The organism is Caldibacillus sp. 210928-DFI.2.18 (genome assembly GCF_020554505.1).
GTDB lineage: Bacteria > Bacillota > Bacilli > Bacillales > Caldibacillaceae > Caldifermentibacillus > Caldifermentibacillus hisashii.
Map to the genome: position 1 here is coordinate 1 of NZ_JAJCHL010000097.1, position 11145 is coordinate 11145.

An 11145-nucleotide genomic window follows, 5' to 3' on the forward strand; every position below is an offset into this window, starting at 1 on the left:
AAATCATGGTTTTACGGTTATTTGTAGTACGTACCGTGAAGGTACGTTTATTTTTATTTCGGGCTTACGGTACAACAAACATGGTCGTACACAATGCTCTGACCATTTTGTTAAACAAGATGAATTAATTAAGATTATTTCAGATGATATTAAGGAGATGTTTTCAAAACTCTCAACAAAATCAATTCAGCATGATATTGAGAAAAAGATTACCAAACTGATACAACGTGATCAAAAGAGACTTACTGTAATTCACAAGGAAATTGAAAACTTAAAGAAAGATAAAACTATTGCTCTTCGCATGAAAATACGGGGCGAAATTCAAGATGATGAATATCGATTACTTATAGAAGATAATGGTAATCAGATTGCAAAATTAAATGAGGAAAAAGTAAAGATAGAAAAAGGATTACTTCAACAAAAACAAACGATTGATTTTACAAAAATAATTCGAAACCTTGAAAATTTCGTTCAAAATCCTATTCTTGATGAAGAAATGCTTCGCAAATTAATTGAACGAATTGAGATAAAAGAAGATGGGAGTCCGAGAATCTTTTACCGATTCTCGGACCCTTATATATCTTCTATTTTTTCACGAGCAACACACAGCACTCAACATGCATCGTCATCGGGAACATGTCGACCGGTTGGACTTCCAAGGTTTGATAGCCGCCTGTTTCCAATATACCTAAATCCCGAGCCAATGTTGCCGGATTGCAGCTTACATAAACAACCCGCTTCGGTTTCATTTCAATAATTGTCTTAAGCAAAGCCGCATCGCAACCTTTTCTTGGCGGGTCCACGACGATAACATCCGCATGAATTCCTTCCTCTGCCCAATTTGGAATCACGACCTCAGCCTCTCCCACCGAAAATTCCACATTCGTATTCCCGTTCAAATCAGCATTCTTTTTCGCATCATTAATTGCATCCGGGACTACTTCCACCCCGTACACCTTTTTTGCCTGTTGTGCCAAGAATAACGAGATCGTTCCTATTCCGCAGTAAGCGTCAAACACAATTTCCTCACCGGTAAGACCTGCATATGCCAACGCCTTATCATATAAAACCTGTGTCTGTACCGGATTCACTTGGTAAAAGGATCGTGGTGAGATAGCAAATTTGACATTTCCGATATAATCATATATCACATCTTGCCCCCAGAGCACCTGCGTTTTTTCTCCTAAAATCACATTCGTCCGCTTCGGATTTACATTATGGACAATCGATTTAACATTCGGTAATGCAGCCACAATTTTTCCAACAATTTCCTTTCGATGTGGCAATTTTTCCGTCCTTGTGATAAGAACAATCATTAACTCGTCCGTTTTCCGTCCGAAGCGCGCCATAATGTGCCGCAACACCCCGGTATGCGCTTCTTCGTTGTATGCCGCAACTCCAAGTTCACTGCAAATTTCTTTTACAATCTTAATCGCGTCATTAATGGCCTCCATGTGAATAACACTTTCATCCGTATCTATAATTTCATGGGTACGTGGTTTATAAAATCCGGTAATCAACCGTCCATTCCTCTCACCAACCGGAACTTGCGCCTTATTCCGATAATGAAAAGGTTGCTCCATACCAATAATCGGATGAATATTCACATCTTGCAACTTTCCGATTCTCGTTAGTGTCTGTTCCACCAAGTTTTGTTTAAATTGAAGCTGACCTTCATAGGACATATGATGAAGTTGACAACCGCCGTATTTGTGCATGTCCTCTTTTGGAATCTCTACGCGGTACGGACTTTTTTCCCTAATTTCGATCAATTTCCCATAACCGTAGTTCTTTTTCACATTTAAAATTTTAATTTGTGCATATTCACCCGGCAGCCCACCCGGAACAAATACCGGGAAGCCGTCAATTTTTGCTACCCCTTGTCCTTCATGGGTTAAATCAACAAATTCTACATCTATGTAATCATTTTTCTTTACTGGTATTGTTTGACTCATTTTATCCACCTTTACTCCTCTGTTTTTCATCCATCTGCCTGTTATCAAGTAAAACTATATCAAAAATAGAAGGACAAAGGAAATAGCTAAACAAAACCGAATAACCTATCTAATAAGGCTTAGTTGTTGGTGTCACATAAGTCAGTTCATTATAGGGAATGATGAAACTTAAGGGTGAATGCTAAAAAATGTTAAACGGAGATTTTTTTAAAAAAATTTATGAAATCATAAATTACAGACCTTTTATCGCTATTCTTTGTGGTTGGTTAATGACAGGATTCGGGCAAATATATAACGGTCAATTATTAAAGGGGCTTTTATTCGGAATCCCCAATACGACTATTAATTTTTATGGGCATTTAAATGAAGCCCTGTTGTACGCATTTTTAGGTGATATTGAAAAGTCGCAAACGATATTAAACTACCAATGGATTTTATTTTATCCAGCTATTTTTGACATATCACATTGGGATGCATATGAAGTTAGTTATGAAATTCAACGAAAATGTGCGCCTCCTGCTTCACACAAATTGCCTTTCATTTTATCCGGAATGTTTGCGACGGTGGGGGTAATTTTTGGTTCCAAATACTTTCCCGAACCTATATATTTAGGGCTTGGCGGTTACCTAGTTGGCGGCTTAATCGGAGTCATTCTTATTAAATTAGGTAAACCTTCTTGAAGTCAATTTCACGCAGCATTCATTTTTAAGCCGGCTTCACTCTTATTTTTTAACTATGAGACACAACCGTTTCAAACTTCGAGGCCACTGAAAAAGGTGCGAAATAATCTTGCTAAGCACCGTATTTTGATGTATTTTCGGGTTTTATCATACTATATATTGTGTTAGTGAATGTAATCAAATAGTTTTTCAGTGACCTCTCAAACTTCGGCAGTTTTGCCTCATAGGTGGACTCTTATCTGAACGCGATGGGGCTTTTTTTAATTATTTGAAGTGATATACCCCATTGAACTGCTCTAAAAGACAATTCGATGGCGGTTTTCTCATAAAAATCGGCTCACTTCTGAATGCAATGGAACATTATTCAATCATTTGAAGTAATGTGCCCCATTGAACAAACTCTATAAGACAACCCAATGGCAGTTGTCTCATCGATCGACTCGCTTCCGAACGTTGCACAAGTTCATTTACAGTTATTCCCTTTTCTCATTCATTTTTCGTTAACTGCATGGCTTTTTTAATATCTTTAAATGAACTGGATTTCCCGTACAAGAGGACGCCGCCTTTATAAACTTTTGCCCCGAAAATAGCGAATAAAATAATGGTGACCAGCAAAATAACAATTCCAAGGATCGGCTCCCAAATCGGTAAATTCAGCATTCCCACCCTCATAAACATCAGCATGGGCGTAAAGAACGGAATATAAGAAGTTACTGTAATAAACGTCGCATCCGGCTTCACTAGACCGAACATGGCAATCATAAAACCGATAATCAGCAAATACGTCATCGGTGTGATTAACTGATTCACATCTTCAATCCGACTAACTAACGACCCTAAAAACGCCGCTAATGTTGCATACAAGAAATAACCCAGCAGGAAGAAAACAAAAGCATACACAAGGGTTGCAACCGGAACATCACCGAACCCATATACATCAAAAAAACCGCCCTCCATTGAATCCATATTTTGTTTTAATGAAAAATAGGCGACTCCTAACATGAGAGCAAGTTGCAATAACCCAAGCAAGCCGACACCTAAAATTTTCGCAAACATCTGCTTGATCGGCGGCACACTGGAGATTAAGATTTCCATGACCCGTGATGATTTTTCGGTAGCCACTTCCATCGCAATCATATTCGCATACATAATAACGGCAAAATAAATAACAAATAAAAGTACATACACTAATCCTCTCGCCTGGCTTAGCTCTTCTTCGGTCTTTGCATCTTTTTCCAATGCAACTTTTTTCAGGGAGACAGGCTCGTACAATTTCGTAAGCTGTTCTTGAGATAAGTTCATTTGGGTTGCAGCCATTTGGGTCTTCATCTGCTGCAGTCCATTTTCCAGCGATGATAACAATGAGGTATTAGAAATCGTTAATGATCGATAAACCGCTGCCGGCAAATTCTCTTGATTATAGGAAAGAACGAGTACACCATCAAAGTCGCCATTTTGAACCTGTTTATCAGCCTTTGTTCCATCCCCGGTAAATTTTTTCAATTGAATATCTTTATCGATTGCTTCTAACTGATTTTGAAATGGGTCAAACAGTACCCCGGTTTCATCAATAACCGCGATTTTTTCCCCTTCTTCTCCTTTATTAAAGAAATCAATAATATTAGTAATATTCGCCAGCAGAACAATAATCAGAAGAGTAATAACCGTTGTCACGATAAAAGACTTGGTTTTTAATTTAGTTAAAAAAGTATGAAAGAAAATGATCCAAAACTTATTCATAGGAAGCACCTACTTTCTCAATGAAAATATCATTCAAAGAAGGTTCCTCCAGGGCAAATTTCCGAATAAACCCTCTTCCTACAATCTCCTGTAAAATGCTGCCGGCAACCTCTTCACCTTCAATTTGCAGTTGAATACCTTCTGGAGTGACAGACGACTTACGAACACCCGGGTATTCTTTCAAAAAACTTACATCAAAGTCCGCATGAATGATTAAATTTTTCTTGCCAAAGGACTGTTTAATTTCCTTTAAAGAGCCTTGAAGTACAGTTTTTCCTTTATTCAAGATACATAAATTCTCACATAATTGTTCGACATGCTCCATTCGGTGGCTGGAAAAAACAATTGTTGTACCGCTTTCCTTTAAATCTAAAACAGCTTGCTTTAATAGCTCGACATTGATCGGATCGAGCCCGCTAAATGGCTCATCCAAAATAAGTAAAGATGGCTTATGTAGAACGGAAGCGATAAACTGAATTTTTTGTTGGTTCCCCTTCGACAGTTCCTCCACTTTTTTATCGGCATAGTCAGGAACTTTGAACCGTTCCAACCATCTCCCCAACTCCTTTTCAGCCTCTTGCTTACTCATTCCTTTTAATCTAGCTAAAAAAATCAATTGCTCTTTAACCTTTTGTTTCGGATAAAGACCACGTTCTTCCGGAAGATAGCCAATATTGTCACTTGTTGAATAATCAACCGGCTTTCCATTCCATGAAACATTTCCGGAACTGGCATCCATTAAGCCTAGTATGATTCGAAAAGTTGTTGTCTTTCCCGCTCCATTCGCGCCTAAAAAACCAAAAATCGTCTTTTCAGGAATCGAAAGCGACAAATCATCAACAGCTGTATACTTTCCAAATCGCTTTGAAACATGCTCGATTTCTAAAGCCATGTCCTTCCTCCTTTAAGCAAAATAAAAGCTTGTCACACCTTTATTTTAAGGTGTTTAACATAATAAAGGGAAACTTCTATTTTATCAGTGTCGTTTTCCACCACCCGTTCGGACCAAGTTCTCACATAATAAAGGGAACCCAGTGGAAAACGGTATCCTCACTGATTATTCGTATCAAAATCAGATGTGTGCTGCGGGAATCCCTTCCCCACTTGTGTTCCTCTTCGAATGAATCATCCGGTGAAAGTACAAGATTTGCCGTTAAAGGGGAATTTTCCCAACCTTAAAATAAAGCCGTGACAAGTTATAGATTCATTAATTGTTGCTTAATATCATTATAACAGAAGGTGGAGACGAAAAAATAGGAAAAATTGGAAAATATTTCATTATCGTTTGGGCAATAATCAAAAGCGGAGCCTGACATTTTTCTCATTTTGCGCCGTATGACGTATTACGTTAGCCATGGCACTGACTTTTTTCTCATCACTCATTTTCAGTTTCGCACCGTTTCTCAATCGATAAAAGAGGAGCCTGGCCCCACCGTATTACATTCTCAAATACCGGGGGACAGGCTCCTTTTTAATTAATCTTCTACGATTTCTTTCCGATTTTTCTTCAATAGTTTTGAAAGTACTTCATAAACGATTGGTACGATGACCAACGTCAATAACGTTGAACTAAACAGACCACCAATTACGGTAATGGCCAAGTCTCTTGACATGAGGCCCCCATCGCCTCCAATTCCAAGTGCCATCGGTAGCATAGCACCAATTGTCGCAATCGCCGTCATTAAAATCGGGCGCAGACGGGTTGCACCGGCTTCTAGGATGGCTTCACGCATTGCTAAGCCTTCCCGTTCCTTGTGAATAATTCGGTCCACAAGAACAATGGCGTTTGTAACAACGATTCCGATTAACATTAACAATCCCATCATTACCTGTACCGAAATGGTATGTCCGGTAATGTACAACCCGATGAATGAACCAATAACGGTAAAAGGCAGTGAGAAGAGAATGGCGAACGGTGCCATGCCTTCACCAAACGTTACCACTAAGATGAAGTAGACGATGGCAATAGCTGCAAGCATGGCGACACCTAATTGTGTAAAGGTTTCAGCCATATCTGCCGCAACACCGGATACTCCTGTTGTAACACCTTTTGGTAAGTCAAGATTTTCAATTTTTTTATCAGCTTCAGCATTTACTTTTGAAATATCCTTACCGATAACTGTCCCTGAAACGGTTGCGTAGTATTCACCTTCTGAACGGGTTAACGTATTTAATGTCGTTCCTTCTTCTACATCCACGAGTTCGGACAAAGGAATCTTCGTACCAAGCGGTGTATTTATTGGCGTTTTTAATAAATCTTCTACCGTATCCGGAGTTACTTTTGCATCTCTTTGTATCACAACCTCAATTTCATCACCATCATTTTCAACCGTTGTTAATACTTCCTTATTTCCGGCGTTAGATAATGCCATGGCAATCTGGGCTGTGGTTAAGCCGTACTGAAGCACATGATCTTGGGATACTTTAAAGACATTTTCCACATATGGATCTTCAATATCTGATGTGACATCCTCCAAGTCTTTTATATCAGATAATTCTCCTTCAACTTGTTTGACGGCTGTCATTAAATCATCCAAATCTTCACTATAAATCGTATAGCTTAACTCATTGGAGTTTATACCACCTGTACTAAAGTTTTGTGATGTCCATTCACCTGACTGATTTAAGTTTGTTACATAATCTTCAATTTCTTTTCTTACTTCAGGGAAATTTTCCATATCTTCATCAAAGATTATGTACATTAATGCCCCATTTCTGCCACCCATCATCATGGAAGCGGCATCGACATTTTTAGAGTCATTAATGGACAACTGTAAAGATTCGATATCATCGCGCTTTAATAATTTCTTTTCAACTTCTGCGACATTGGCTTCGGTTTCTTCTTTTAACTCACCCGCTTTAGGCGTATACGTTATAAACATCATCTTCTCTTCAGAAGAGCCCAAGAAACTGAATCCAATGAGAGGTGTGAGTGCCAGTGACCCGGCTAATAAAACCATAGCGATCACCGATGTAATCACTTTATGATTTAAAACTTTTTCTAAAACGCCTTTATACCATTTTGCAAGGGTTCCAAGTCCTTTATGGCTTTTCTCTGTTTTTTCACCATACAGTTTTTTACGGAATAAAGTGTGTGACAGAGTTGGCACGATGGTAATCGCAACAAGCAATGATGCACCTAGAGCAAAAGTTATTGTTAAAGCAAATGGCATGAACAATTCGCCAACCATTCCGCCAACAAATATGAGCGGTGCAAAAACAGCGACTGTAACTAATGTAGAGGACAAAATTGGCCTAAACATTTCAATTGTTGCTTCTCGAATTAAGGCACGGCCGCGTAGTTTTTCATCTTTTAAATGCAGACGTCGGTAAATGTTTTCCACAACGACAATTGAGTCATCGATTACCCGTCCAATCGCAACCGTTATTGCACCTAGTGTCATAATATTTAAAGTAATATCCAGCCAGTGTAACAGCAATAAAGCCATCAAAATTGAAACCGGGATGGATATGATTGAAATAATAGTTGATTTCACATCGCGTAAAAACAGCAGGATGATGAGAACGGCAATTAATCCGCCAAATAAGGCTTTTTCAATCATTGTGTATACGGATTGTTCGACCGGTTCTCCTTGGTCAAGTGTTACATCCACTTTTAAACCGTCAATTTTCGCTTCTTCATCCTTAATTAAATCTTTTACAGCATTAACTACAGTGACAGTATTGGCTTCTTGACCTTTGACAATTTGAATGGCAATCGCGTCTTTCCCATTTGTCCGGGAAATCGATTGAACTTTACCGACTGTTTCAATTTTTGCGATATCACCAAGCTTTACAAATGGAACCGGGTTTTCAGCAGTCGGTGTGACAGGGATGAGCATTTCCTTCAATTGGTCAACCGTTTTTATATCACCGTCAATGGCAACAGCTTCTTCTCCCTCTTTAAACTCATAAAGGCCTAAAGATAGCGCCATGTCACTCGCTTTTACCATATCTTTTACAGTATCTTCCGAGAGTCCCAGCTCAGCCATTTTTTCTTCATCAAAATTTAACTCTACTTCTTCAATATGCTGCCCGGTAATTTCAGCGGAAGCAACGCCGTCAATTTTTTCAATCTTAGGTAAAAGAATATCCTCAACTGTTGATGTTAGTTCGACAATATCTTCTTCTGTACTGCTAACCGAAAGAGCAAGAACCGGCATCATATTCATATTGATCGCCATAATCGTAGGCTGCTCGACTTCTTCCGGTAAGGTAACATTATCGATGGCTGATTCCAGCTGACGTTTCTTTTCATCCATATCTACACCATAATCGTACTCGATCTGAATCTGCGAGACATTGGATGATGAATTTGAATAGACGGCTTTAACATCTTCCAATCCTTCTACCGCTTTTTCGATTGGCATAGATACTTCATTCATCACTTGTTCAGGAGTGGCACCCGGATAAACACCCATAACAATTAAATACGGGATAGATATATCAGGAATTGACTCCATTTTCATTCGTGTACCCGAATAAATACCTGAAGCGATTATAATAATGGTTAGTAACCACACCGCCAGTTTATTTTTCAGAACAAAATTTACTAAGCCTTTCACAATTCCACCAACCTTAAATTGACATTTTTTATACATTTATTTATAATAATGACTAATCGGTCATTTGTCAAATAAGGAGTCTTTTATATGTCTAAAAAACAGTTAATTATAGAAAAAGCAGTTGAATTATTTGCCGAAAACGGTTTCGAGTCAACATCTGTTCAACAAATAACCGAACGTTGCGGCATATCAAAAGGTGCTTTTTACCTTTATTTTAAATCAAAAGATGAATTAATAATTGGTCTAATTGATTATTTTTTGAGTAATATCATTTCCGATATTGAACAATCGGTCATTAATGAAAAACATACAGACCAATTGCTCTATAATTATATCTATGTTTCACTAAGCGAATTTAAAAAACATGCAAAGTTTGCAAAGCTTTTTTTAAAGGAACAAGTTTTTTCCTATAATAATGATTTGTTTAACAGACTGCAGATGTACATGTCAACGCTCAATCATATTTTACTTTCCATTATTCAAAGACAATTTCCAAAAAAGAATCCGGATATGCATTTTGAACTGCTCTATGCAGTTAACGGATTATTAAAAGGTTATACAGAGTTATTTTTAATTGACGAATTTCCGGTTGATTTAGATCGATTGTGTCATTCGATAGTTGAAAAGATCACCATCATTGCCGACCATTCGACTGTTTTGGTTTTCACTCCTGAATATTTAGGAAAAATTAATTTTCACTTTGATATTTCAAAAGAAGAAGTGCTAAATAAGCTGGAGGAAGTAATACAGGAAACGAGCGATGATCCGATTGTCCGTGATTCTTTATTATTGTTAAAAGAAGACTTAGAAGATCCACATTTAAACGAAGCGATTATTCAAGGTCTTTTGAAAAATATTCGGACAAACACACAATGCAGATGGGTCGCTTCTATTTATGAACTGTATATAGAGGGATCCATCCGCGCGACTTCAAGCGAATAATTAACAGCCTTTATCAGGTGACCAGAAGCCAGAAGCCCGCAAAAGCTTATTGACCAATCGTGCAAGTGCGCAATTGGTCAATTTTTTCATAGGTACACGACAGTCAAACAAAATGGTATGGGTCGATTTTTCATCGTACACAATAATCCGTTGGCCGATTTTTTTATCGTTCACATATGTTCAATGAAACTTCAATCCGCGGGGTGTTCCTACGGGTGGTAGTTGAACCAATTGAACAGATACGCGCAGTTGATTTCCGTTAAAATATTGAGAGGAAATCGTACTGCCCGTTAAACAAATAATTTTCGTCCATAATCCTTACCGATTACAGTTTTAAAACATCAATTTCTTATGTTTTTACCCAATCGATTTAGGTGAAACTAGGTAAAAGGGAGTGTGGACGAATGGAGACTTTTCTTTTCCTTTTCCTTGGATTTGCTTATCTTTGCCTATTCATATGGGAGCTCTTACAAGTAAAAAAATACGGGATAAGGAATCACGCCAATTTCCTTATTCTCGTCATTTTCGGGCTGGTTTATGATAACCTCATCATTGCATTTGGCCGTTTTATCGGAGAAGGCAATACACTGGAAGCTTTGAGCAAAATTCGGTATTGGTTCCATGCCCTGTTCACGCCTACGCTTATTCTTTTTGCTTGGAATGTTTTTCACAAGACCAGTCTGCTTTCAATGCGGCAAACTCTTTGGAAATTACTAGCCTATGTGTTAACGATCGGATTCATTGTATATGAACTGTTGACTTCGATTATGGGAATGAAACTTGAGCCCAAATGGGAGGACGGTGTTTTAACCTATGAAAATGTGACTCAACCCGGATTCCCACTCATGGTCATGGTCGTTACCCTGGTCCTTGGTGCAGTTGGCGTTTTACTAATGAAAAAATTAAGATTTCCGTGGCTATTCATTGGCACTGTTGTCATGCTTCTTGGTGGACTACTGGCCAATTGGATAAAAAACTTTCCGATAATGAATGTTTTTGAACTTCTTTTTATTGTTTCCTTAGTGATGACAAAACATTTCCAATTTCAAGTTCATTAAGGAATTTTTATCCGGTACTCATGACTTGATGCTTTTTCATGACGGCACAAATGATAGCGGAAAACAAGACGAAATTGTATAATATATAGTATGGAACTGGTAAAGGAAAGGGGGAAATCTGATCGTGAAGATACAAAACCCACATGATCGATTTTTTAGGGAATCAATGGGCAATGTGACAACAGCTAAGGATTTCCTCACCCAT

At 38.2% G+C, this 11145-nt stretch carries 7 protein-coding genes; 3 read left to right on the forward strand and 4 right to left on the reverse strand.

The annotated features are described in order from the left end of the window. Window positions 1-584: 584 nt before the first annotated feature. Window positions 585-1955, reverse strand: coding sequence for a 23S rRNA (uracil(1939)-C(5))-methyltransferase RlmD (rlmD, locus tag LIZ98_RS15165; protein ID WP_227140141.1), 1371 nt, complete (start codon window positions 1953-1955; stop codon window positions 585-587). Window positions 1956-2143: 188 nt separating this feature from the next. Here rlmD and LIZ98_RS15170 point away from each other — a divergent pair, with 188 nt between their 5' ends. Beyond that, window positions 2144-2635: a hypothetical protein gene (locus tag LIZ98_RS15170; protein WP_227140140.1), complete on the forward strand. Its 492-nt coding sequence runs from the start codon at window positions 2144-2146 to the stop codon at window positions 2633-2635. A gap of 486 nt (window positions 2636-3121) precedes the next feature. On the opposite strand, the gene LIZ98_RS15175 is transcribed toward LIZ98_RS15170, so the two are convergent. The 3 genes from LIZ98_RS15175 to LIZ98_RS15185 all read right to left on the reverse strand — a co-directional run bounded on the left by LIZ98_RS15175 (window position 3122) and on the right by LIZ98_RS15185 (window position 8940). Beyond that, window positions 3122-4375 carry an ABC transporter permease gene (locus tag LIZ98_RS15175; protein WP_227140139.1) on the reverse strand — a complete coding sequence of 418 codons (1254 nt, stop codon included), beginning with the start codon at window positions 4373-4375 and terminating at the stop codon, window positions 3122-3124. Beyond that, complete coding sequence (locus LIZ98_RS15180) at window positions 4368-5267, reverse strand: ABC transporter ATP-binding protein (RefSeq protein ID WP_041844896.1); 900 nt, start codon at window positions 5265-5267, stop codon at window positions 4368-4370. The genes LIZ98_RS15175 and LIZ98_RS15180 overlap by 8 nt, the downstream gene beginning before the upstream one ends. Before the next feature lie 583 nt (window positions 5268-5850). Continuing rightward, window positions 5851-8940, reverse strand: coding sequence for an efflux RND transporter permease subunit (locus tag LIZ98_RS15185; RefSeq protein ID WP_227140138.1), 3090 nt, complete (start codon window positions 8938-8940; stop codon window positions 5851-5853). Between the two features lie 87 nt (window positions 8941-9027). On the opposite strand from LIZ98_RS15185, the gene LIZ98_RS15190 reads away from it, so the two are divergent. Both LIZ98_RS15190 and LIZ98_RS15195 read left to right on the forward strand, forming a co-directional pair. Beyond that, a complete protein-coding gene (locus LIZ98_RS15190; protein ID WP_227140137.1) occupies window positions 9028-9882 on the forward strand; it encodes a TetR/AcrR family transcriptional regulator in 855 nt (284 codons plus the stop codon). Window positions 9883-10286: 404 nt separating this feature from the next. After that, the gene (locus tag LIZ98_RS15195) at window positions 10287-10940 is read left to right on the forward strand and encodes a hypothetical protein (RefSeq protein ID WP_227140136.1); all 654 of its coding nucleotides are present in this window, start codon (window positions 10287-10289) and stop codon (window positions 10938-10940) included. The last annotated feature ends 205 nt before the right edge of the window (window positions 10941-11145 follow it).

What these genes read in the sequence shown, in the direction of transcription:
- rlmD (WP_227140141.1), bottom strand. Translation starts at nt 1,955, where the DNA reads ATGAGTCAAACAATACCAGTAAAGAAAAATGATTACATAGATGTAGAA.
- LIZ98_RS15170 (WP_227140140.1), top strand. Translation starts at nt 2,144, where the DNA reads ATGTTAAACGGAGATTTTTTTAAAAAAATTTATGAAATCATAAATTAC.
- LIZ98_RS15175 (WP_227140139.1), bottom strand. Translation starts at nt 4,375, where the DNA reads ATGAATAAGTTTTGGATCATTTTCTTTCATACTTTTTTAACTAAATTA.
- LIZ98_RS15180 (WP_041844896.1), bottom strand. Translation starts at nt 5,267, where the DNA reads ATGGCTTTAGAAATCGAGCATGTTTCAAAGCGATTTGGAAAGTATACA.
- LIZ98_RS15190 (WP_227140137.1), top strand. Translation starts at nt 9,028, where the DNA reads ATGTCTAAAAAACAGTTAATTATAGAAAAAGCAGTTGAATTATTTGCC.
- LIZ98_RS15195 (WP_227140136.1), top strand. Translation starts at nt 10,287, where the DNA reads ATGGAGACTTTTCTTTTCCTTTTCCTTGGATTTGCTTATCTTTGCCTA.